Origin of the sequence: Streptomyces sp. WAC07094, assembly GCF_036320405.1 — a bacterium.
In the GTDB taxonomy this organism is placed as follows: Bacteria; Actinomycetota; Actinomycetes; order Streptomycetales; family Streptomycetaceae; genus Streptomyces; species Streptomyces lannensis.
In genome coordinates this window covers 191,590-213,789 of record NZ_JAVMJZ010000002.1, presented here as the reverse complement: position 1 = coordinate 213,789, position 22,200 = coordinate 191,590, and the positions used below count along the sequence as shown (strand labels likewise).

At 68.5% G+C, this 22,200-nt stretch carries 19 protein-coding genes and 4 pseudogenes; 9 read left to right on the top strand and 14 right to left on the bottom strand.

What is annotated here, in order from left to right; all coding sequences use genetic code 11:
- Positions 1–28: 28 nt before the first annotated feature.
- The 4 genes from RCR19_RS39150 to RCR19_RS39135 form a co-directional block, all read right to left on the bottom strand.
- Positions 29–643 carry an RraA family protein gene (locus RCR19_RS39150; RefSeq protein WP_331269851.1) on the bottom strand — a complete coding sequence of 205 codons (615 nt, stop codon included), beginning with the start codon at positions 641–643 and terminating at the stop codon, positions 29–31.
- A gap of 223 nt (positions 644–866) precedes the next feature.
- Positions 867–1,790 carry an RNA polymerase sigma-70 factor gene (locus tag RCR19_RS39145; RefSeq protein WP_331269850.1) on the bottom strand — a complete coding sequence of 308 codons (924 nt, stop codon included), beginning with the start codon at positions 1,788–1,790 and terminating at the stop codon, positions 867–869.
- A 189-nt stretch (positions 1,791–1,979) separates the two neighbouring features.
- Positions 1,980–2,453: a carboxymuconolactone decarboxylase family protein gene (locus RCR19_RS39140; protein ID WP_331269849.1), complete on the bottom strand. Its 474-nt coding sequence runs from the start codon at positions 2,451–2,453 to the stop codon at positions 1,980–1,982.
- 187 nt (positions 2,454–2,640) lie between these two features.
- Entirely contained in the window at positions 2,641–2,910 is a 270-nt protein-coding gene (locus tag RCR19_RS39135; RefSeq protein WP_331269848.1) for a barstar family protein, read from the bottom strand.
- A gap of 152 nt (positions 2,911–3,062) precedes the next feature.
- Between RCR19_RS39135 and RCR19_RS39130 the strand changes: the two are divergent.
- The 3 genes and pseudogenes from RCR19_RS39130 to RCR19_RS39120 form a co-directional block, all read left to right on the top strand.
- Positions 3,063–3,541 (top strand): annotated as a pseudogene (locus RCR19_RS39130) (DUF6879 family protein); the annotation flags it as partial.
- Between the two features lie 51 nt (positions 3,542–3,592).
- A pseudogene (locus RCR19_RS39125) lies at positions 3,593–4,409 on the top strand (helix-turn-helix transcriptional regulator).
- 236 nt (positions 4,410–4,645) lie between these two features.
- Complete coding sequence (locus RCR19_RS39120) at positions 4,646–5,113, top strand: hypothetical protein (protein ID WP_331269847.1); 468 nt, start codon at positions 4,646–4,648, stop codon at positions 5,111–5,113.
- Between the two features lie 304 nt (positions 5,114–5,417).
- On the opposite strand, the gene RCR19_RS39115 is transcribed toward RCR19_RS39120, so the two are convergent.
- The 3 genes from RCR19_RS39115 to RCR19_RS39105 all read right to left on the bottom strand — a co-directional run bounded on the left by RCR19_RS39115 (position 5,418) and on the right by RCR19_RS39105 (position 7,642).
- Positions 5,418–6,047, bottom strand: a complete 630-nt coding sequence (locus tag RCR19_RS39115) for a hypothetical protein (RefSeq protein ID WP_331269846.1) — start codon at positions 6,045–6,047, stop codon at positions 5,418–5,420.
- Positions 6,048–6,395: 348 nt separating this feature from the next.
- The gene (locus RCR19_RS39110) at positions 6,396–6,716 is read right to left on the bottom strand and encodes an ANTAR domain-containing protein (protein WP_331269845.1); all 321 of its coding nucleotides are present in this window, start codon (positions 6,714–6,716) and stop codon (positions 6,396–6,398) included.
- Between the two features lie 602 nt (positions 6,717–7,318).
- A complete protein-coding gene (locus RCR19_RS39105; RefSeq protein ID WP_331269844.1) occupies positions 7,319–7,642 on the bottom strand; it encodes an ANTAR domain-containing protein in 324 nt (107 codons plus the stop codon).
- A 410-nt stretch (positions 7,643–8,052) separates the two neighbouring features.
- On the opposite strand from RCR19_RS39105, the gene RCR19_RS39100 reads away from it, so the two are divergent.
- The 3 genes and pseudogenes from RCR19_RS39100 to RCR19_RS39090 all read left to right on the top strand — a co-directional run bounded on the left by RCR19_RS39100 (position 8,053) and on the right by RCR19_RS39090 (position 12,122).
- On the top strand, positions 8,053–8,454 hold the full coding sequence (locus RCR19_RS39100) for a MerR family transcriptional regulator (RefSeq protein ID WP_331269843.1): 402 nt from the start codon (positions 8,053–8,055) through the stop codon (positions 8,452–8,454).
- 1,171 nt (positions 8,455–9,625) lie between these two features.
- A pseudogene (locus RCR19_RS39095) lies at positions 9,626–11,206 on the top strand (PAS domain-containing protein); the annotation flags it as partial.
- 31 nt (positions 11,207–11,237) lie between these two features.
- On the top strand, positions 11,238–12,122 hold the full coding sequence (locus tag RCR19_RS39090) for an ATP-binding SpoIIE family protein phosphatase (RefSeq protein ID WP_331269842.1): 885 nt from the start codon (positions 11,238–11,240) through the stop codon (positions 12,120–12,122).
- A 427-nt stretch (positions 12,123–12,549) separates the two neighbouring features.
- Here the strand turns inward: RCR19_RS39090 and RCR19_RS39085 are convergent, their stop codons facing one another.
- The gene (locus RCR19_RS39085; protein ID WP_331269908.1) at positions 12,550–13,095 is read right to left on the bottom strand and encodes a cation transporter; all 546 of its coding nucleotides are present in this window, start codon (positions 13,093–13,095) and stop codon (positions 12,550–12,552) included.
- Here RCR19_RS39085 and RCR19_RS39080 point away from each other — a divergent pair.
- Positions 13,005–13,511: an SUKH-3 domain-containing protein gene (locus RCR19_RS39080; protein ID WP_331269907.1), complete on the top strand. Its 507-nt coding sequence runs from the start codon at positions 13,005–13,007 to the stop codon at positions 13,509–13,511. The two genes, RCR19_RS39085 and RCR19_RS39080, sit on opposite strands and share 91 nt — an antisense overlap.
- 252 nt (positions 13,512–13,763) lie before the next feature.
- On the opposite strand, the gene RCR19_RS39075 is transcribed toward RCR19_RS39080, so the two are convergent.
- The 6 genes and pseudogenes from RCR19_RS39075 to RCR19_RS39050 all read right to left on the bottom strand — a co-directional run bounded on the left by RCR19_RS39075 (position 13,764) and on the right by RCR19_RS39050 (position 20,064).
- Positions 13,764–14,129: a hypothetical protein gene (locus tag RCR19_RS39075; protein WP_331269841.1), complete on the bottom strand. Its 366-nt coding sequence runs from the start codon at positions 14,127–14,129 to the stop codon at positions 13,764–13,766.
- A 151-nt stretch (positions 14,130–14,280) separates the two neighbouring features.
- Positions 14,281–14,877: a hypothetical protein gene (locus RCR19_RS39070; protein WP_331269840.1), complete on the bottom strand. Its 597-nt coding sequence runs from the start codon at positions 14,875–14,877 to the stop codon at positions 14,281–14,283.
- A 197-nt stretch (positions 14,878–15,074) separates the two neighbouring features.
- The gene (locus tag RCR19_RS39065; RefSeq protein ID WP_331269839.1) at positions 15,075–15,827 is read right to left on the bottom strand and encodes an alpha/beta hydrolase; all 753 of its coding nucleotides are present in this window, start codon (positions 15,825–15,827) and stop codon (positions 15,075–15,077) included.
- A gap of 784 nt (positions 15,828–16,611) precedes the next feature.
- A pseudogene (locus RCR19_RS39060) lies at positions 16,612–16,710 on the bottom strand (alpha/beta hydrolase); the annotation flags it as partial.
- 52 nt (positions 16,711–16,762) lie between these two features.
- On the bottom strand, positions 16,763–19,333 hold the full coding sequence (locus RCR19_RS39055) for a Pls/PosA family non-ribosomal peptide synthetase (protein WP_331269838.1): 2,571 nt from the start codon (positions 19,331–19,333) through the stop codon (positions 16,763–16,765).
- 443 nt (positions 19,334–19,776) lie between these two features.
- Positions 19,777–20,064: a hypothetical protein gene (locus tag RCR19_RS39050; protein ID WP_331269837.1), complete on the bottom strand. Its 288-nt coding sequence runs from the start codon at positions 20,062–20,064 to the stop codon at positions 19,777–19,779.
- Positions 20,065–20,588: 524 nt separating this feature from the next.
- Here RCR19_RS39050 and RCR19_RS39045 point away from each other — a divergent pair.
- Complete coding sequence (locus tag RCR19_RS39045) at positions 20,589–21,155, top strand: DUF2243 domain-containing protein (protein WP_331269836.1); 567 nt, start codon at positions 20,589–20,591, stop codon at positions 21,153–21,155.
- Between the two features lie 8 nt (positions 21,156–21,163).
- Positions 21,164–22,000: a cytochrome c oxidase assembly protein gene (locus RCR19_RS39040; protein WP_331269835.1), complete on the top strand. Its 837-nt coding sequence runs from the start codon at positions 21,164–21,166 to the stop codon at positions 21,998–22,000.
- The last annotated feature ends 200 nt before the right edge of the window (positions 22,001–22,200 follow it).

Sequence of the window (22,200 nt, the reverse complement as noted above, 5' to 3'; positions counted from 1 at the left end):
GCGCTCGCGCGCCGGGCGCGCTCGTGACTCAGCCGGTGAACCCGACCTCGTCCAGCGCCTTGTCGACGCGGGCCCGGTGCTCCTGCTCCCAGTCGTCGAGGGACTGCTCGGCCTCCCGCGCCAGCCGTGTACGCGCCGCCGCCAGGACCTCCTGCGCGCGGGTGGCGGGCACCACCACGACGCCGTCCTCGTCGGCGATGACGATGTCGCCCGGATGCACCAGCACCCCGCCCGCGCGGGCCGGTTCACCCAGACTGCCGAGCCTGCGCTTCGCGCCGGGAATCGGAATGACACCGCGCGCGAACACCGGGAAGCCGGCCTCACGCACTTCGCCCACGTCGCGGATGAGGCCGTCGGCCACGACAGCGGCCACACCCCGGCGCTGGGCGATGGCACACACATTGCCTCCGGCCAGCGCGTAGTCAAGGTCGCCGGACTCCACCACGATCACCGAGCCGGGCTCGGCGCGGTAGATCGCCGCGTGCACCATCAGGTTGTCGCCCGGCTCGCACCGCACCGGGTACGCCGGCCCGGCCACGTGCGGTGCGCCCCACAGCGGACGGATACCGATGTCCATCACCTGCTCACGGCCCACGAGATCCGCGACGGCCGTGGTGGGAACGTCCTCGAAAGCGCCGCCCATTGTTGTCCTCCCCGATATGTGGGTTGTCCCGGCCCGGCACTACGCCGCGCCGCCCGCCGTCATCCTCCTCCGCGTGGCGGCGGAGGTTGCGCGTGCCGCCCGGTGACGATGATCACTGTCCGGGAACTCCCGGGCCGGCCCCTCGACCTCACCGCGCGAACATGCGGCTGTTCCCACGGTCGAGTGAGGTGCCGGGAGTGAGCACGTCCGGGCCGGTGCCGGGTCAGTTCGTGTGCCGGCGGGCCTGCTTCACCTCGCGGGCGACGGCGAAGGCATCGGCGACCGGCCCCAGGTGGCCGAGCTTGTCGGGGTTGATCACCGTGCGGATGGTCTGGATCCGCCCGTCGAGCACCTCCAGGACCAGGGTGTGCAGCACCAGGCCGTCGCGGTCGCGGAAGACCGCACCGGGCTGGCCGTTGACCTCGGCCTCCACAAACGTCACATCGATCCGGGCCATCAGGGGGAAGACGGAGGCGAGCAGCCGGGCCACCTTCCCGGCGCCACTGACGGCCTTCGCCAGCTGCGGCGCCTTGCCGCCGCCGTCACCGACCATCGACACATCCGCGGCCAGGAGATCCTGCAACCCGTTCACATCGCCTTCGCGCAGGGCGTCGAAGAACCGTGCCGCCAGTTCCTGCCGCTCCTGACGGTCCGCCTCGAACCGTGGGCGTCCGTCCCTCATATGGCGCCGCCCCCGCACCAGCAGCTGTCGGCACGCCGCTTCCGAACGCCCCACCGCCGCGGCGATCTCGTCGAAGCCGAACGCGAACACCTCCCGCAGGACGAACACCGACCGCTCCAGCGGGCTGAGCCGTTCCAGGAGCAGCAGCGCCGCCACCGACACCGAATCGGCCAGCTCGGCCGCGCGTGCCGGGTCCTCGTATGGGTCGCTCAGCAGCGGCTCGGGAAACCACGGCCCCACGTACTGCTCCCGCCGCACCCGCGCGGAGCGCAGCACATCGATCGCGATACGGGTCACGGTGGCGGACAAGAACGCCTTCAGGGACGCGGGCCGGGCCGGTGAGGCGTCGAAGCGCAGCCAGCTCTCCTGCACCGCGTCCTCCGCCTCGCCCACACTGCCCAAAATCCGGTAGGCGATCGAGAACAGCAGCGGCCGCAGCTCCTCGAACTCCTCGACCTTGCTCACAACTGCCTGCCCCCTTCATGTCCTTGCGCCCCGGGCCGGCCTCCAGCCGGCCCGGGGCGGTCTGCGAAGTTCACCCGGTTCGTGTTGCGGAACCGGGTGACACCCCCGGGCCCCCGGCCCCCGGCTCCCGGCCCCCGGCCCCCGGCTCCCGGCCACGACCCTTCCCATGGCCGGGAACCCGAGGGCTGTTCAGTGGAACTGTCCGGGCTCATAATCACCGGCCGGCTGCCGGGCGATGATGTTCAGTCGGTTCGCGGTGTTCATGAAGGACACCAGGACCGCCAGGGCAACGAGCTGCTCCTCGTCGTAGTGCGCGGCCGCACGCGCCCACACCGCGTCACTGACACCGCCCGCGCCGTCCGCGACCCGGGTCGCCTGCTCGGCCACCTCCAAAGCAGCCCGTTCGGCCTCGGTGAAAACCGTCGCCTCCCGCCACGCCGCCACCAGATGCAGCCGCACCACGCTCTCACCAGTGGCCGTGGCGTCCTTGGTGTGCATGTCGATACAGACGGCGCAGCCGTTGATCTGGCTGACACGCAACGCCACCAGCTCCTGCGTCACAGCCGGCAGCGACGACTCCTTGAGCGCCCTGGCCGCTGACATCAGATGCTTGAGGGCCTTGCCGGCGACCGGGTCGGCGAAATAATTCACTCGTGCGTCCATCACATGCTCCTCGGGAATCATCGGTGACTGCACCCAAGACGAGACAGCCCCGCTCCCTGTGACACGCCGGCACGGCACGCCAACGCGACGGCCTGAGCCCAGTTCAGTTCCTCACAACCGCCCAGGCCCCTGCCCGGGGTGCCTCTGTCCACGAGAACGGGCACTCAAGCCCGAAGATTGCTCATCGCTAGTTGTACTCAGCGACGAACTCCGGGCGGTACGTGGCTTGGTAGTCGTCCAGCACCCGGCGAAGCATGGCGGCCCCGCCGGGAACGCCGGCCGCGAGCCGATGCCAGCCGAGAAAGCGCACACGATCAGGGATGCTGACCAGTCCGGTGATTGCGTCCCAGAAGGCATCCCAGTTCATGCCGTAGAACTCCGGAAAGTCCAGCTCTCGTGCCAGAAGCAGGTGGAGAGAGCGATCGTCGCCGACCTCGCTGACATCGATGGTGATCACGGCAACATACTTGCACGGGGTTGCACCGTTCTGACATCTACGAGTGACATCAACGACAGCGCAGGTAGCGGCAACCAGCAGCCGAGTACAACACCGGTCGAGGTAGCAGGGCGGACGATCTTCGCCGTCACGGCCGCCCTGCTGTCCCAGCCTCGGCCTGGCACCTCGAGACCCGGCGCGGCTACGCCTCCGACCGCGAGGACCCCGGATACTCCGCATTCCTCGAGACCGGCGAGGCGCCGTGCGACCTCGACAGCGAGTGGTGCGAGAAGATCCTTCGCCAGACAACCGCCGGCCGGTACGTCGGCCGCGTCCGCGTCGTCGACAACCCGCCGACCGAGGGCCAGCGCTTTCTCCTGTCGCATGCGCGGTGCAATGCCGCCACGGGCGAGGACGCGCGAAACTTGTGGCGGAAGGACGCGGCAGAACTCCACCTCCCGGAAGAGGACTTCTGGGTCTTCGACAGCCGCGTCGTAGCCGTGCTCCGCTTCGACGACGAGGACGTCCTCCACGACGTCGAGGTCATCACCGAGCCAGCGAAGTACTGCGGTACTGCCAGGTCCGCGACGCCGCAGTCCACGGCTCCGTGCCCTACGACGCGTTCGCGGCTCAGCTCGGCACCACCAACTAGAGCGAACGGCCGAAGAGTACGGACTTCCGGCAGACCCGCGAGGCCCTCGGACTGCGCCTGCGTGAGCTGCGCACGTCCGCGCCTGGCGGCCGGCTCACGGGCCCGCAACTTGCGCAGCTGCTCGGCTGGCCGCACTCGAAGATCGACAAGGTGGAAGGCGGCCGACAGACCGCGACGAGCGAAGACCTCCGCGCCTGGGCGGACGGCATCGGCCAGCCAGACGCGTTCGACGAACTCGACGCCCGCCTCAAGGGCTTCGAGTCCCACATCCGCTCATTGCGCCGCCAACTCGCCAGCGGCCACCAGCCCTTTCAAGACGGCTGGAACATCGAAGTCGGCCGGTCCACGGTGATCTACGCCTGGGAAGAGTCTGTCATCCCCGGCATGCTGCAGACCGCGGACTACGCCAGGCATATCTTCCTGCGCTACACCGACCTCCAGGGCACCGTCCGTGACACGGACGACGCCGTCCGCGCCCGCATGCGGCGACAGGAGTGGTTCTACGAGGCAGACCGCACCTTCCACGCGCTCGTATGGGAGGCGGCGCTCCACGCGCTGATCTGCCCGCCGGCAGTCCTCGCCAGGCAGCTCGACCGGCTCACCGACGCTGATCGGCATGGACAATGTCGAGCTCGGGATGATCCCACTGTCCGCGTCCCTGCGGATTCCCCCGGCCAATGGCTTTTGGGTGCTGGACAACCGGCTCGTGATTGCCGAGGACTGGCACGCGGAACTGTGGCTCGACGACGCCGACAGCGTGACCACGTAGCGGCGAGTATGGGAGACGTTGCGGGAGTCGGCCATGTACGAAGCCGACGCGCGGAACGTCATCAACCGCGCGCGGCGGGGTGTCCCAGGTCCCCGCTGACCCCGGGCATGACGAAAGGGCCCTCACCGCTTCGGGCGAATTTCAGGGATCGTCGCAACGCATGTGGTGGACGAACGTGACGAAGCGTCTGTAGTGGGACAACTGACCAGTCGGACCGAGCTGTGGCTCAATGCCGTCCATGGCTTCTCACTGACATGGCGAATCGGTCACAGCATCTCCACATCTCTGCTTTATTGAAGCGTGCACGACAACCAACGGATGAAAGGGAGAACTCTGTGAGGTTGACGAAGCGAACGGCTGGAGCCGCCGGGATCGTCGGGGCCATAGTCTTCGCATCCCTGGCGGTAACGGCACCTGCGTCCTACGCGGGTTCGAGTTGTACGCCCGTCCTCGGATGGTGCTCAGGAACCGCGAACGACACCAACCTCGGCGCCACAGCGTTCCGGAACTGGTGCGGCGACCAAGGCAACATGACCATGATCACTACCAAGCCGACGACATGCACCTCCGACGGCGTCTCTCAGTCATTCATCAACGTCGCCGCCGGATCAAGGACCCCGAGCAACCAGGACTGGGACGGCTTCCAGGTCGACGCAGGCTGGTGCTACACGGTGAAGTTCGTTCGACATGGCCAGACCGACGTGACCAAGACGTACAACCGGATCGGCCTGTCAGCGGGGTACGTCAAGGTAGACAACTCCTCAACCGCTCACATCACCCGGCAAGGCACTGCCAGCTGCTGAAGCAGCCACTCCGCTCCCTTGGCCAGGGACGCGGAGTTCTTCGAGCCGAAGGCCCGCGCGACCATGCCCTGCACGAGCGAGCCGGCCGAGGCGACGCCGGCCGCGCCCATCGTCTCCAGAACCCCGCGCGGCGGAGATCAGCAACGCCGGACGCTCGTACCCGCAACGGTCCCTGATGGCGAGGAAGGCCTCGAAGACCCAGGCAGGCGCGGGGGCGTAAGCGTCACTGAGGTGGCGGGGTGAGTCGAGGGCCCGGAGTCGGACGGCGGCTCCGGGCCCTCGGCGCGTTCAGCGCAGGACCGGGCTACGGGCAGGTCTCCTCGAACTTCACCGCGCCCAACGTCACCGGCTGCCCGTTCAGCTTCACGCCGGCCGCCGGAGTCTGGGTGCAGACCTTCCAGTTCGACTCGACGAGGATGAACCGGCTGTCCCCGGATGCATCGTTGACGGTGATCGACGTGCCGCTGTCGAGGGCGCCGCGGGCGGCCTTCACGCTATTGCCGTTGAAGTTCGGCATGGTCCCACCAGCGGCGGTGGGCACCTTCTGGTCTTGGGCGGGGCACGTCTCGGCGAGCTTCACGGCGCCGAAGTCGAGCCTGGCGTCTGTCGGCTGCTTCGCTCCGGCCTTCACGTTCTGGGAGCAGACCTTCCATTCCCGGTCGAGGATCTGGTTGCGGGCGCGGCCAAGGGCGTCATGGCTGGCGAGGTTGTAGAAGCCGCTCTTCTGTGCGGTGTCCTGGGCGGATTGGAGGGCCATACCGCGAAAGTTGGGGACGGCGGCCGTGGTCGCGGCCGGATTCCTGGCGGCACTGCTGCTGCTCGCCGTTGCCTTGGGGCTGCTGCCGTTGCTGCCGTTGTCGGTGGCGGCCGGGTCGCAGGCGGCGACTGCGCCGAGGATGAGCAGCGCAGCGAGCGTCGCAACTCTGTGGTTCATGGTGGTCCCCCTGAGTGCAGGTCGTGTCAGGGGGTGAGGATAGGTGACGCATCGTGAGGTGCCGGTGGCGTGTGACGGGACTGTGACGGAGAAGTGCAGAGGCCAGGCCCCGGACCGGATGGCGGTTCGGCACCTCCACTGGGGGCGGATGGCTCAATCCGCGCGGGAACCGCTCACGCGCTCCGCCACGCGCGCGGCCTTTGCCGTGCGGGCATCAATGACTTGACCGAGGTGGATCTGACATGCGAGAACACGATCGCCGCTGCCGGTGAGCTGATCGAGTGGCGCGGGGGCGGCCCTGAGATGTGGGAGTAAACGGCCGTACAGGGAGTAGGCGGCCAGAGGAGATCAGCGGGTGCTGTTCAGCCTGCGCGCCAGCTCTTCACGAAGGTCTGATGAAAGCTCCCCGGCGGCACCCCAGGCGATCACCAGCTCGGCTACTTGCCGCAGTTCGATGTTGGTGTGCATGGACGTCTCACGGAGCAGATCCCATGCCTCTGCCGGGGTCAGACCTCCGACGGCGACAATGACGCAGATCGCCTGATCGATCAAGGCGTGTGCATCGGCCTGCTCAAGGTGAGCGAACTTGCCCTGAAGGTCTTTGAGCTGCTCATCGGTGCGGGGTTCCGGCTCCGGGACGGTGTAGGAGAACTCGTTCGCGTGAGACACGGTGCCTCCACGGTGAGAGGGCGGTCGGCCTTCATGGTTTGGGTGTCCACAGTGCGAATCGAGTACCCGCACACGGCTTCCTTCTCACGGTCACGCCGGAAGCCGGGTAAAGGCAGCAGTGGAGCGGTCCCGTCGCTCTTCCGCCACCCTGGACGCCGATCGCCCCCCGCACGGCGTGGCTCGTGCGAGGGGCGCGATGCGTTGCGCGGGCATCGAGGGCGTAGCCGACAGGCAGCGACACCAGCCGCCGTCGGGCTACGCTCGGCGCAACCGGCGGTCTGGGAGCCCCGATCGACTGGGGCACCTTCCACCACTTCAAGCCTGACGCCGCCGGTGTTCCACCGCATCTCGACCACACGAGCGCGCCTCCCACCGTGGCGGTGCTGCGTCCGGCCGGGCGGGAGGCGCGCTCTGCCTCGACTTCCAGCAGCCAGGGCTGGGAGGGCACCAGGCTGCGTGGAGTCGGGACCATCCTGACCTGGCGGCTGTCGGCACCGCGAACCGGAGCAGCCATGCGGGTGTCGAAGCGGCAAGCGCGCGGATCCGGTGTCCGCGGGCGAGGCTGAGACTATGGCTCAGTCGCATTGGTGGACTGCAAGAAATCAGCGGGCGCTGTTCAGCCTGCGCGTCAGTTCCTCGCGAATGTCTGCCACGAGTTCCCCCGTGACACCCCAGGTGACAACCATCTCGGCCACGTGCCGCAGCTTGATGTTGGTGCCCATGGACGTCTCACGGAGCACGTCCCACGCCCTGTCCGGTGTCATGCGCCCGCGTGTGACGACGACACCGATCGCCTGATCGATCACGGCGTGGGAGTTCACGGCTTGCTTGAGCTGGGCAACCTCGATCTCCAACTCTTCGATCTCGCTGAGGCGGCCTTCCGGCTCCTGTGCAGCTCCGGGGAGCGACTGCGGCTCGCCGTGCACGTTGCCCTCCCGGTTCTAGGGGCATTCCTGCTGCTTCTGTCCGAGCTGCCCCCATGTATGCCCCGCGTGCTTTCACGCTCACATGGAAGGGGGTGGAGACAACAGCGGATGCCTGGGTTCGGCCGCACCTGGCGCAAGTGGATCCACTCCCGCCTCGGCCCGTCCCCGTTCAGCCAAGCTTCACCATCGTGCGACCGCAGCAGCAGGTGGGGTTGCGGTCCCCGCAGCGGCCGGGCGCCCCCCGGGTCACGGTGATCTCACAGCCGCAGTCCGCGTCCGGGCACCGGTACCTCTCACCCACGACAAGAGGCATGACCAGCCGCCTCCTCTCGATCTGCTGGTGGGTGCGACGCTAGAACCATCCCCCGGGGCAAGGTCAAGCGACCGAGTGAACCGCACGGAGGTGGGCGATGGCCACGACGATGACCGTGGGGCAGGCAGCCGAAGCGACGGGCCTGACCCGCAAGGCGGTGCGCATGTACGAGTCCCGCGGCCTGCTGCCGCCCACGACCCGCACGGCAGCCGGCTACCGCCTGTACGACCAGGACCACATCGACACGCTCACCTTCATCCGCCGTGCGCGCGCCCTCGACCTGAGCCTCGACGACATCCGCGAAATCCTCGCCCTGCGTCAGAGCGGCATTCGGCCCTGCTCTGTCGTGCGCGACATGCTGGACGCGCGCCTGGCCGAGATCGACCGGGCCATCACCGAGCTGGCAGCCCTACGCGCCACCTTGGCCACCGCCCGTGCGGCCACCGCACCCAGCGACGCCGCATCCGACGAACCGTACTGCCCGATCATCGAACGCTGACCGGCCAGCAGCAGCTGAATGCAGCCGCGTTCAGCACTCCTGCCGAGGAGGACCCGTCCGCTGTATTCGAACATATGCGCGGATGACCCCCGCGGGAAACAGGCTCCCATCCCGGTTCCGGAGAAGGTGCCAGGTCTGCGCGAATCGGCGCCCAACCGCACGGGCCGGCGCAACATCGCGGAGATACGGCGACCACCACCCTCCGTCACAAGGTGATCACGTGGAGTTTCGCGTGGCGGTGGCCCTCGCTCAGCTCCTGCCGCGACCACCGACGGGGCCGGGACGTCACCGCATCCTGGATGGACATCGCCCTCGCAGGAAGACCTGCCTCCCTGGGGTCGTGCTCGACGGGGAGGCCGTGATCATCGTTGACGCCGTCATCAGCTTCGAAGCTGCCAGTCCCGTGCGGCCTCGGCACCGGGCGAGGGCGCGGAAGCTGGTCGAGAGGTATCCGGCGCTGCTCATCATCTGGGACGCCCTCGCGCTGCCTGGCCAGGACATGCGGGGCAGGCCTGGACGGCCACACGGGTCGGGCCTCGACGGCTACATGAGTGAGGTCCGGACGGCCACGGGAGTGAGGCCGAGGTCCCGTCGGCGGAAGGGGGGACGCGATGTCAGGCCCCCGGTCCGGTGGCGCCGGCACACCGCCGACGGGTACGGGTTCGCCGCCCAGGGTCCCGGCCGCTCCGAGCGGCCGGGCGGCCGCAGACGCCTCGTCGTTGCCGACCAGCAGCCGTTCGAGTAGTTCGCGCTCCATGCCGCCACCCCCACCAGGGGATCCCCATCTGGATACTGCAACCACAGCAACCGGCCCCACCCCTTGGCGTCCCCTGAGGGCTGAAGTGCGACCTGTATGACCGTCTGCGACCGATCTATGCAGAGCTAAGGAACAGAAGGTCAGCGTGCCGGGCGAGCAGTCCCGCTTACGCAGGCGCCTGCTCGCCGCGGCTCGGCATCAGCCTCGGCTGCAGCCCCTGTCACAGATCGGAGCCCTGCCCTGTCAATCACCTAAAAGGTACAAATCTCAACGACTTGATCTCAGCAGGACCCGGCGGAGATCGCCCACGTCCTGCGGGGACACCTGCTGCTCCAGCCGTCCACGCCGCCGTGGTCCTGATCGCAGCAGCTGACCCGCGTGAGAACGAGTCACCTAGGTGAGGAGGGCAGCTCGATGACCGGTGCCGACAGGGTGACCCTTGGCAAGCGCTTGAACACGCTCGCGGTATCCGAATCGGCGGTCGCGATGCTCGACGAGCGTGGGGCGGTGGTCGCATGGACGCAGGCCGCCGAGCAGCTTCTCGGGTACTCCGCCGGGGACGTGGTGGGCCGGTCCGCCGCACTCGTGCTGCCGCCTTCCGAGAAAACGCCGACGATATCGGCGTTCATCGAGCAATGCCGCGCCCGCAATGACTGGTCGGACACGATGACGGTGCGCCACCGCGACGGCCGCATGCTCGACATCAACCATCGGATCTCGATGTTGTGGGGGCAGGACGGAACGATTCGGTGGCTTGTGTCCGTCACCGACATCGGCACGCTCTCCCGGGAAGTAAGAAACGGATCGGTGCGGGAGTCGCTTCTCACCCGTGCGCCGATCGGCATCGTCGTTCGTGACCCGCAGCTGCGTTGCGTCTGGGTGAACGACACGATGGAGAGCCACGACGGCATCTCCCATGAACGGCGGCTCGGCCGGCGACTAGCCGATTCACTGCCCGGCTTCGAGGCCGAAGCCCTGGAGGCGGTGATGCGGCGGGCGCTGCGGAACGGCACCACCGCGGTCCACGAGTACCGGGCGTGGCCGACGGAAGATCCGCGCCAGGAGCACGCGTTCTCGGCCTCATACCTCTGCCTCCAGGACGCGGACGGCAAGACACTGGGGCTGTGCTGCATCAGCGTGGATGTCACCGGCAGCCAGCGAGTGCGCGAGCGCCTTGCCATCCTCAGCCAAGCCAGCACGCGTATCGGCAGCAGCTTGGACATCATGCGGACCGGGCAGGAACTGGCCGACCTTGCCGTGCCCCTGCTGGCCGACTACGCCTACGTCGACCTGGGGGAGTCCATCCCGTTCGGCGAAGAGCCCTCGACCCGAGTCGACCCGATGAGCGACCGCCCTCCCGTTTTCCTCCGTGCCGGCCAGGCCTCGATCCGCCCAGGAATCCCGGAGTCGACCTTTGCGCGAGGGGAGCCGGTTTTCGTCCCTCCGGCCTCGCCGCTCGCCGGCGTTCTGCGCACGGGCAAATCCCACCTGGAACCGGTGCTGGACGCCTCCCCTGGGACATGGGTCGACCTGGACCCGGCGCGGGCGCAAAAGATCCGTGAGTACGGGGTGCACTCCGTGGTGATCGTGCCCATCATTGCGCGCCGCGCCATTTTGGGTATCGCGGTGTTCGTCCGCGCCGAGGACCCCGTTCCGTTTCACGAGGATGACCTGCTGCTCGCCGAGGAGCTCGTCACCCGGGCCGCGCTGTGCTTGGACAACGCCCGCCAATACACTCGCGAACGCACCGCAGCCCTCGCGCTGCAACGCAACCTGCTCCCCTACCGTTTGATGGGCGGCGCGGCGGTCGAGGCGGCCTGGCGCTACCTGCCGGCCGACACGGATGCCGGCGTCGGAGGCGACTGGTTCGATGTGATCCCGCTGTCCGGCGCCCGGGTGGCCCTCGTCGTCGGTGATGTGGTCGGGCACGGCATCAACGCCGCCGCGACCATGGGCAGGCTCCGCACCGCCGTACGCACGCTCGCCGACCTGGAGATGCCCCCCGACGAACTGCTGGCCCATCTCGATGACACGTTCCAGCGGCTGGCCGAGCAAGACGCCGACGCCGCGGGTCGCGGACCAGACGCCCACGGTCGTCGGCGCCACCTGCCTGTACGCCGTCTACGACCCGGCCACCCACCGGTGCACGATGGCACGGGCCGGGCACCCCCCGCCCGCGATCATCGACCCACAAGGCCGGGTCACCTTCCCCGACCTGCCCACCGGAAGCCCACTCGGCATCGGACTGGGCATCCCCTTCGAGGCCGTGGAACTGGAACTGCCCGAGGGAAGCCTCCTCGCCCTGTACACCGACGGCCTGATCGAAACCCGCCACGACGACATCCACGCGGGAATGCGCCGCCTGGGCACCGCCCTGGCACAACCCGGTCGCTCCCTGGAAGACCTGTGCACCCAAGTCACGCAGACCTTTCTGGGCCAGGCACCATCCGACGACATCACCCTGCTCCTGGCACGCACGCACGCATTGAGCCCCACCCAAGTCGCCTCGTGGACACTGCCGAACGACCAGTCCACTGTCCGCAGAGCCCGGCACATGGCAGCCCACCAGTTGTCCGAATGGGGCCTGGAAAGCCTCCAGGACCGCACGCAACTGATCGTCAGTGAACTGGTCACCAACGCCGTCCGCCACAGCACCGGCCCGATCGGACTCCGTCTGATCCAGCACCAAGTCCTGACCTGCGAAGTGTTCGACACCGACGCCGGCTCCCCGCGCCTGCGTCACGCACGCGCCGTCGACGAGAACGGCCGCGGCCTCTTCCTGGTCGCCCAACTGTCCCGCAGATGGGGCGCCCGCTCGGAATCGGGCGGCAAAGTCGTCTGGGCCGAACAAGACCTGCACGCACCGGCCCCCGGCACGCCTGGACGAGGTCGTCGAGGAACGGTCGCATGACTAAATTCATGCACGTGTTTGATTTTGGGCGCCATCACGGTCGCGGCCCACATTCACCAGGTTGGACACCCAGCTCGCGAAGACGGCCGTACCGGTGAAACGGCTCGCACGCGACTACGAGGTCGGTCCACCCACGCCGCTCGGAAGCCAAGATCAAGCTGGCGATGGTTCGACTTGATAAGCTGCGTCTCTACCTTGCCCAGCACCCCGCCATCCTCCTCGATCGATTTACCAAACACCTTCGACAGGAGAAAACGCTCCTTTATTCAGTACTTCGGCAGGCGGTCATGTCTCGTCATGTTCGATGTTCACGAATAATGACAACATCGGTTGCCGCCGGTTGCGTCGCCTCTTCGCGCCCCGGGCCAGGCGCGCCGGAGTACGGCACCGGTGACCGTAAGGTGTGCTGCTGGCCGGTTCAGAGCCGTCAGTGCGCGCCGGCGAAGATTTCCATGACCTCGCGCAGCGCGTAGTAGACCAGCACGTACCCGGCGGCCGCGTCGGCCCACCACAGTCCGGCCAGAGAATTCAGGAGGAGGCCCAGCAGCACGGCGGCCGCCAGCAGGCCGTCGATCAGGGTGACCCGGCCCTCGGTCTTCAGCACCGGGTTGTCCAGCGCGGTGCCGGTGCGTGCCTTGCCGGCAGCGAGCGCGAACATCACCGCGGCCGTCACCGCAGTCCAGCCGATGCCCAGCGGCGAGTGGTGGGGCCGGAAGCCGGTGGCCAGCACCCACGTGGACTGCACCAGCAGGTACACCGCCAGGAGCGCGAAGCCGACACCGATCAGCTTCAGACCACGGCGCCGGCGGTCCTCGCCGCTACCGGACAGCTCCCAGATGACCACGATAGAAGCGCCGATCTCGATCAGGGAGTCCAAGCCGAATCCCGCCAGCGCCACGGACCTCGCCGCGATCGCGGCAACAGCGAGTACGACGATGCCGATCACATTCCAGCCGAGAGTGGCGTACTCCAGAGCGAAGCCACGACGGACAAGCCTCTGGCGGGTGGCGTCATCAGTGCCGGTCACCGGGAGATCTTCCCAGACCTGCCCCTCGGGCCTGCAAGCGTCTCGGGCCGTTCGGTGGTCTGACTGTGAACGTCAGCGGACCGGGGATCAGCTGTGCACGCACGCCGTTCGCGTTGGACCCCGAGCTGACCTGGGGCGAAGGTGATCGATTCGTAGAGTGGGGCGAAGCGATCGGGCGCCATCTTTACCCGCTCGGCGAACTGGACCACGGCCGGTTCTTCTTGGGCATCGATGAAGCGGGCGTGATCTATCTCGTCGAGACGTGGGTTGCCGGCTTCGGACCGATGCCGCACTCCATGGAGCACTTGGTTCTCGGCGTGGCTCCTCGCCGAATCGATGAGGGGTACGAGAAGCCGTCCTGACGGGGCGGTCACCTGTAGAGCAGTACTCGCTTTCGGAGGAGCTCGAAGCCGGCGCGGCCGAACATCCGGTGCCTCAGCATCGTGATCCGGTTGACATGGCCCTCCACGACTCCGGAGTTCCACTGCTGCGAGAGCCCGGCAGTGAGAGCGTCGAGGTCGCGCTCCAGGTGCCGGAAGACCGGCCGGGGGCTCCTGGGGCGGCCGGAGCACTCCACCGTCCGCCCCAAAGTCCGGCCCACCGCGGCCGGCCGGTCAGGCGCGGTCGGTCAACTCCTCCGCGAACACCTGCGACAGCGGCTGCGGACCCACGTACTGCTGGCAGTTGCACTGCCCGGCCTCGTAGCGCAGCGGCTTTTTGTTCTCGTCCCACGCCGTGGGCACCTCGACGCGTTCATGGCACCGGCCCTGCTTGTCGTGCTTGGCCAGATGGTGCGTGCACCCGCACACCGGCTCCGGCGGCTGGTGCGCCGCCTCGACGGCCAGGCGTTCCTGCCGGGCCGCCTCCATCAACTGCATCCTGCGTTCATGCCGGTTGCGCAGGGCGGTGCGAATGTTGTCGGCCGCCCACGCGAAGCCGCCCGTCCAGAAGATGATGAGGACCCACCAGAACCAGTCCACCCTCTGCTCCTTCCCCCGTGTTCTACTGAGGCTTCAGGATAGAGGGCCGCTCGAAGAAAGCCCCGGCGCCGACAGGGACACGGGAGCGCGCCTCGGCCCGAGCCGATTGCGTGAGGGCCAATAGGTGCCGACCGCCCGGCGGGAAATGGGGTCAGGGCGTGCGGGGGCGAAGCAGCCGTGCGCGTTGGCGCCGCCGGATGTCGTCTTCGGCATCACTGGCCGGCGGCGGGGGCACAGGCCGGCCCGGTCCGGCTCGCAGCTCGGCGCCGTACCGGTCCCTGTGCTGGTGGATCTCGTCCGGCCGCGACGCGGCCGGCCACACGATCAGTAGGTAGTCCTCGACGGGTTCTTGGGCGTCGCCGTCGGGGGCGGTGTCACGGCCCCGCGCATGGACCCGAACGCGATAGGTGCCCGGCCCCTGCGGCGTCAGCAGCGGCAGTCGGGGGGTATCGCTCATGACGCTCGTGACATACAGCGCGCCTGTGGTGGTCTCCACACTGTGGTCGACAACCTCGTCCCATGCGCCTGTCTCCACCCGAGTGGGAGGACGCCCACATACCCGGACCTGGACGTTTACCCAGCCTGAGCTGATGCCGGTGCAGATCACCACCATGCCCGGCTGTGAGAAGACCAGTCCGTTGGACGCGTCGAAACCTACGGGGGCGCGTCGGTGGGAGTCGGTCAGCTCGAACGTGTGGAAGTCCACGCGCACCGGGCTCGAGGCCCTAACCGGTGCCGGCTGCGTCATGCGGCCACATTAGAAGGTTGCGCCGCTGCAGAACAGGGCCCGCGCCCGGCCGGCCGGTGGCCGCTGGGGAGCCCGCCCTGCCGCTGCACGCCGCAGCGCGACCCCGGACCGAGCGCGGCACCAACCGGCACCAGCTGCCGGGCCTACGCCAGACCCGCCCGCGCGGCGCCGACCGGGCGGGCGGGTCTGGCGGGGTGTCAGTGGGCGAAGGACTGGGCGGCCTGCTCGATCAGGCGGGCGACCGCGTCGGGCCGGGAGACCGCGACCGCGTGGGAGGCCTTCACCTCGACGGTACGGGCGTGGGCGCGCTGGGCCATGAACTGCTGGGCGGCCGGCGGGATGTTGTTGTCCTCGGTGGCGATCAGGCTGAAGGAGGGGATGGTCTTCCAGGCGACCGCGTTCGCCTTCTCCTCCAGCGCCGAGGCGGCGACCGGGCGTTGGGTGGCGGCCATCAGGGCGGTGACCTGCTCGGGCACATCGGCGGCGAACTGGTCGTGGAACTTGGCGGGTTCGATGTACAGGTCGGTGCCGGTGCCGCCGCCGGGAAGCGGGAAGGGAACGGGGGTGAGGGCGGCACCCAGGGTGCTGCCCGGGAACCTGCCGGACAGCTCCAGCGCACTCTCGCCCTCGTCGGGAGTGAAGGCGGCGATGTAGACGAGCGCCTTCACCTGCGCCCTGCCCACCGCGGCTTCACTGATCACAGCGCCGCCGTAGGAGTGGCCGGCGAGCACCACCGGCCCCTGCACACCCTCCAGCACGCTCGCGACGTAGGCGGCGTCATCGGCCAGACCACGCAGCGGGTTCGCGGCGGCGATGACCGGATATCCCGCACGCTGCAGACGCTCTACGACACCGTTCCAGCTGGAGGAGTCCGCGAACGCGCCGTGCACCAGCACGATCGTCGGGAGCACCGGGGTACCGGCGGAGTGGCTCACAGGCTTGAGGTTCATGACAGGACACTCTCCTTCACATCACGGGCGCGCCGCGGACGGCGCGGTCAGGGCACTCTCCGCCCCCGTTGGCCTGCCGGCCCGGGGCAACACCCAGAAACCTAGTACGCATTTATCTTGCGCGCAATCTAATCGTGCGAGAGTTCCTGAGTCGGATGCGGGGATGGCTGGACGGTGTGGTGCGGGGTCCGGTCGCCTGGCGGCTGGACGGCAGACCTGGATGGCCACACGGGTCGGGCCTGGACGGCCACGCGAGAGGAGCATGAACGGCCACATGAGTGAGGTCTGGACGGCCCCGGGAGTAAGTTCGAGGTCGCCCCTGCGGAAGTGAGAGGGCGCGGTGCCAGGCCCCCGGTCCGATGGCACCGGCACACCGCGGACGAGTACGGGTTCGCCCCCCTGCATCCGGGCCCGCTTCCGCGGCTAGACCCCACCGTCCCTGGCCGCCTCGCCCGCCGAGCGCCACCTCACATGTTCCGGCACGCACGCCGTATCGCTCCGCTTCGCCGAACAGGTGCCGTTCACCTCGATCCACGCCCTGGAGGCCATGGCGTGGCCGGACATCGAGTGGCCGGTGGCCCACTGTGCGGCCATCGCTCGGCAGGCCGCGAAAGCCGGTGAGCCGTCACCGTCCTCTCTGAGCCCTCGATCCCCCGCTGTATGCAGGCACCGGCATCATCGCGCTGAATCCAGCAGAGTAACCACCAGCGAACACCGAAGAGGACAGCCCGCACAGTCGCATCTACTCCGGCCACCGCGCGGACGGCCTGCTCCTTGCTGGCATTCAGTTTGCCGCCGCCGCCGCGGTGGCGCGGGCGAAGCCCTCCGGGTTGTCCAGCCTGATGGTGTGACCGCGGTCCGGGACCACGCTCACCCCGGCTGCGGGTGAGCGCATCGGTGCCCGGGAGCGGCCCGTCGGCCGCGGGCTGCACAGGTCAGGATGCGGGGACGGGGCAGGGGCGTTCGGTGCTTCTGGCCTCGGTGGCGGGGTTTCCGTACCAGCGGGCCCCGGCGGGGACTTCCTCGCCCTTCATCAGGAACGAGTCGGGTGCCAAGGTGGCATCCTTGCCCACGCTCACCCCGTAGTGCACGTGGGCCGCCACGCCTAGGGTGACGCCCGCGTGCAGGGTGCTGTGGTCAGACTTAAACGTGCCGTCCTCCTGCGAGTGGCACTGGATCCTGCTGGCCAGGTTGAGGGTGCAGTCGTCCCCGATCGCGGCCAGCGTGCGGTCGGTGAGATAGCAGCCGTCGTCGAAGACCCGCCGGCCCACGCGGGCCCCCATCAAACGCCAGGCCAGCGGCTTGAAGGGGGTGCCGTTGAAGACATGGAAGTACTCCACCGGCACCTTCCACAACCGCTCGTGCAGCCAGAAGTCCCGGTGGTAGATCGAGCACAACTGCGGGCGCAGTCGACGGAACCGGCCCACCAGGCGTTCCACGAGGATGAGGTAGAAGGCGGTGAACACCACGGTGAGCGCCGTCGACACGGCGACCATCACCGACCCCGCCACACCACGGGCGGCGAGGGTCGCCGTGCCCAGCAGCGTGACGGCGAAGAAGTACACCCAGCCCGCGCCCAGGAACAGGCACATGGTGGCCAGGTTGTAGCGGTTCTTCACGGCGAGGTGGCGTGGCAGTTCGTCGCCGGAGAGGAAGTGGTCGAAGCGGCTGTCGCGTTCCACCGACCGCGGGATCTCGAAGGGTGGCGAGCCGAGCAGGCCGACCCCCTCGTGGACCTTACCGTCCAGCGGCACCATCACCTTCGTCGCCAGTAGGCAGTTGTCGCCGGTCCGGGCGCCGACGGGGAAAGCGATGTTGTTGCCGATGAAGTTGTCCCGGCCGATCCGCGCCTCGCCGACGCGGAAGGAGGTGCTGGAGAAGTCGGCGTTCACCATGGACAGGCCGTCGGCCACCATCGTGCCGGTCCCCACCGCACTGTGGAACGGCGACTCGTGCTCCACCTCGGTGCCGAAGTTGGAACCCGTCTGCTGCACCGGAGCAAGCTTGTAGCCGAGCCCCTTGAGGTAGTGGACGATGTAGGAACTGTCGCCGAACAGCCGCTTGAAGAACTTGACGTTGGTGGTACGGGCGATCGTCCGGTGCGCCGAATAATGCACCCCGTACAGCGGATACACCCGCCCAGGCCTGACCAGCCGGTTCAGCACACGTGGCACCGTACACAGCGCCGCGGTCCCCAAAACGACGAACCCGAAGAACACCACCGCCGACACCCGCAACGCATCGGTGTAGAAACCGGCCGTCGTGACGCCGGGCGCGGCCGTCGCGGTCGTGCCCACCGTACGGGCGATCGCCGGCGAAGTGTCCAGCAGCATGTAGGAGCCGCCCACCACCAGTGGCACCACCACCAACAACACCTGCGCCAACGTCATCACGGCATACCCGGTACGACGCGCGGTCCCGCAACGCACCGGCGGGACAACCCCCATACCGGTGCGGGCCGGCTGCGCCGGGGAGCCGTGCCAGTACTCGCCCTTGGGAATACGCTGCCCGCGGTGGAGCGAGGAGGCGTGGCCCAGCCGGGCACCGTCACCCACCGAGGTATCGATGTCGAACACGGTCTTCTCACCGATCACCACGTTGCTGCCGAAGGTGACCGGGCCGGTCTGGATACGGCCCCCGTGCGCCCGGTAACACAGGAAGAACGACTCCTTGCGCAGCACCGTGTCGTCCCCGATCGTCAGCAGGTCGGTGCACACCGGTATGCGGCGGGAGAGGATCGTGACACCTCGGCCGATCCGCGCCCCCAGCAGACGCAGATACAGCACATACAGCGGATTGCCGACGAAGAAGAACATCGGATTCGCGCGCACCAGCACCCGCACGATCCAAAACCGCACATAGGCAAGCCCCCACAACTCGAACTCACCGACCTTCCACCGGCCCACCAAAATCCACTTCGCCGCGATCGGGAACACGCACAACGCCACGAACCCGGCACTGCCGAACACCACCGACCGCAGGTAGATGTGCAGCAGCCCTTCACCCGCCGCCACCCAGTGGTAGCCGCGCGCGGCCACCAGCCCGACGACGAAGACGTAACCGACGAACAGCAGCAACTGCACCGCCCCACACACCATGTAACGGCACGAACTCACCCGCACCGGCGCCGACTCCGGCGCCGACTCTGGGTCGGTCGCCGGCACCGGCGACTCGGCCGCCCCACCCACCGCAGCAGCCAGACTCCGGATCGTCGGATGCTGATAGATGTCCCTGATCGACACCGACGGCAGATCCGCGCGCTTCCTCACCCGCGCACAAAACTGCGCCATGACCAGCGAATTCGCGCCCAACTCCTCGAAGAAGTTCCCGTCGAGACTCACCTGGTCCGTCTGCAGGACCCCGGCAAGCACATCGGCGAACCGACCCTGGAGAGCGTCTGGTGAAGCGACACACCCGTTGTCGCCGTTTCCCGATACATCGATTTCAGACGTACCGGTTTCAGACGTGCTGATGGCAGATGACGAAATTCCCGCAGGACGCACCATATGACAAACCCCTCGAGATACACGGTCGCCGACACAACCCCACACGACCACCCCCAGCGGGCATTCCGGCCCAGGCGGGGAGCTAGCAGCTCGACTCCACCCGGACACCAAGAACACCATCCAGTCTCCGCCATCACCCCCCACACGGCCACCGGGCCACCGGAACCCCGTACCGCACCCCTGGTACACAGGCCCATCAGACCGAACCCCCCATCGGCCCGCCCGGGCCGCCACCGGTCCGGGCGGGCCGGAACAGGCAGCACCGGCCCGGATACGAGGCCGGTACCCTGGTGCGGGACCTTGAGCATCCGGCGTCAGGGCCTTGGGCATCCGGCGCCTTCGCGCTGCCTGGCCTGGGGAGGCCGGGCAGCGGGGCCGATGGTCTGCCTAGGACAGCGGTCGGCCGCCCAGGCCGGCCCAGCGGGCGGCACGGGGCGCCAACGTCATCGGTCCGATCCAGCCCCGGCGGACCACGGCGATCCGCGACGGCAACGGCACGCCGGGTCCACGGCCCTGCCCCGTGACCAGTTCTCCAGCAACCCGACCGTCGTCTCGACCGCGGACACCACCAACGTCACCTCCAGACCCCCCTCACCCCAGGTGTTCCACAAAGCCCAGCCCTCGGACCTGAGCGCGACGCCCAGGCACGCACACGCCTCCCCGTGGCCCTCCTCCACCCCGGCCGGCATGACCAGCGGCCCGAACACGGCCGCCCCAACCAACCGGGTCAAGGTCCGGTCCTCCTCCACACATCCATCACCCGGGAAGTGATAGGTGCGCAAGGCCCGGGCCAGCGCGTTCACACTCGCCTGGAGCGGTGTCGCATCCTCGGGATCGGCCGGAAGGCACACCCGACCCTCCCAGGAAGCCTCCACACCGACGCGGTGAGCCAGACGCTCGATTTCCCGGAGGTAATCCTTTCGCCGAGCTCGGGTGCGGTCATGGCCGGAAGCGTCGCAGCACGCCATCCGGTACCGACACCGGTTATCGACCGGGGGAACAAAGGTGCGACCGGTCGGACTGGGGCATTCCTTACCTCCCGTTCGTGCCGTGGCGTGCTCCGCCCGCCGCTGGGAAAGCCGCTCCCCGGTGTGAACGGCGATGGCGGACGAAAGGGGGGACGGGAGCGAGCGTGGTGATCTGCCGATGGGCGAGATGGCTGAAGCCCCCGCACGCACAGTGAGCCAGGGGGTACGGGCGGGAAGCCCTAACCGGAAGTTTCTTTTGCCCTCTGTCGACGGGATGGAGCCCAGTGATGGCCACCGCAGCGGGCCGGGCCTGGGCGCTTCCGGCAGCGCCGAGCAGTCTGCGCTTGCCCGGGATCGTCCTTGGAGTGGGCCTGGGCGGGTTCTTCGACGGCATCCTGCTGCACCAGCTATTGCAGTGGCATCACATGCTCTCCAGCACCAACCACGACCGCATCGGCGTGAAATACTACAACCCCCACACCGTCTCGGGGCTGGAGATGAACACCGTGTGGGACGGCATCTTCCACGCCGTGTGCTGGATCGCCGTCCTTCTGGGAATGGCGATCCTGTATGGACGGGTCACGCACAACCGGCGGGCGGTGTGGGCGTCGCGGGTCCTGTGGGGCTGGATGCTGGTCGGCTGGGGCCTGTTCAACCTGGTCGAGGGCATCCTGGACCATCAGATCCTGGGCATCCACCACGTTCACGGCGGCTCCTATCAGGCCTGGTGGGACGCCGGCTTCCTCGTCCTGGGCGGCCTGTTCCTGATCGGCGGCTACCTGCTGCAGCGCAGCGGCCGGCCCTTCGACCCCGAGACCGGCCCCGGCGCCGCGGCGCACCAAGGCCGCGCCTGATGGGCGCCATGCAGCACCACGACGGCGGAACGAGCCTGCCGGGGACGTCGCTGACCGTGCTGTTGCTGCTCGCCGGGGCGGGCGGCTCCTATCTACTTGCTGCACGACAGGCTCGGCGCCGCAACCGGACACGGGGCTGGAGCGCCTGGCGGACGACATCGTTCCTCGCTGGCCTTGGTCTGCTCGCCATCGGGCTGCTGCCGCCGCTGGGATCCGCCGCGCACACCGACTTCCGCGGACACATGGCCCAGCACATGCTCATCGGCATGTATGCCCCGCTCGCCCTGGTTCTTGCCGCACCGGTCACGCTCCTGCTGCGCACACTGCCGGCCTCCACAGCCCGCCAGGTGACCGCGGCCCTGCACAGCAGACCGGTGCAGGTGGCGACGCATCCCGCGACGGCGCTGGCACTGAGCACCGGCTCTCTGGGCGCGCTGTACTTCACACCGCTGTACAACACCGCCTCCAGCCACCCGGCGGGCCACTGGCTGATGCACGCGCACTTGCTAGCCTCCGGCTGCCTGTTCGCCCACGCCATCGCCGGCCCGGACCCGGCGCCCGCCCGGCCCGGCGTGCGGGCCCGCCTCGTATATCTGGGCGTGGCGATCGCCGCGCACGCCCTGATCGCCCAGGCCCTGTACGGCGGGTTCTTCGTCGACATCCGCGCCCCCATCGACCAGGTGCAGCAGGCCGCGCAGATCATGTACTACGGCGGGGACATCGCCGAACTCCTCCTGGCCGGCGCACTGGTGGCGACCTGGCGTCCCGAGCGCCGCGCCAAGGCCGTCAGGATGTCTCTGGCCGTGGGAACGGGCGTTTCAGCACCACCGAAAGCCCAAAGCTAGTGCCGCATCGGGCGACGCTCCTGGTCAAGCCGGCCGACTTCCCTGATCGCCGAGAGGAGCGGTCGACGACGTCGGCCACGTGGGCCTGCGCATCCTGCTCCACGAGCGACGCAGAGGCCATCCCGGCTCCGGGTGGGACGACACCTGTCCAGGACCGAGCCGAAGCCGAGCAATCCCTGGATGATGTGTTCGAATCTGAC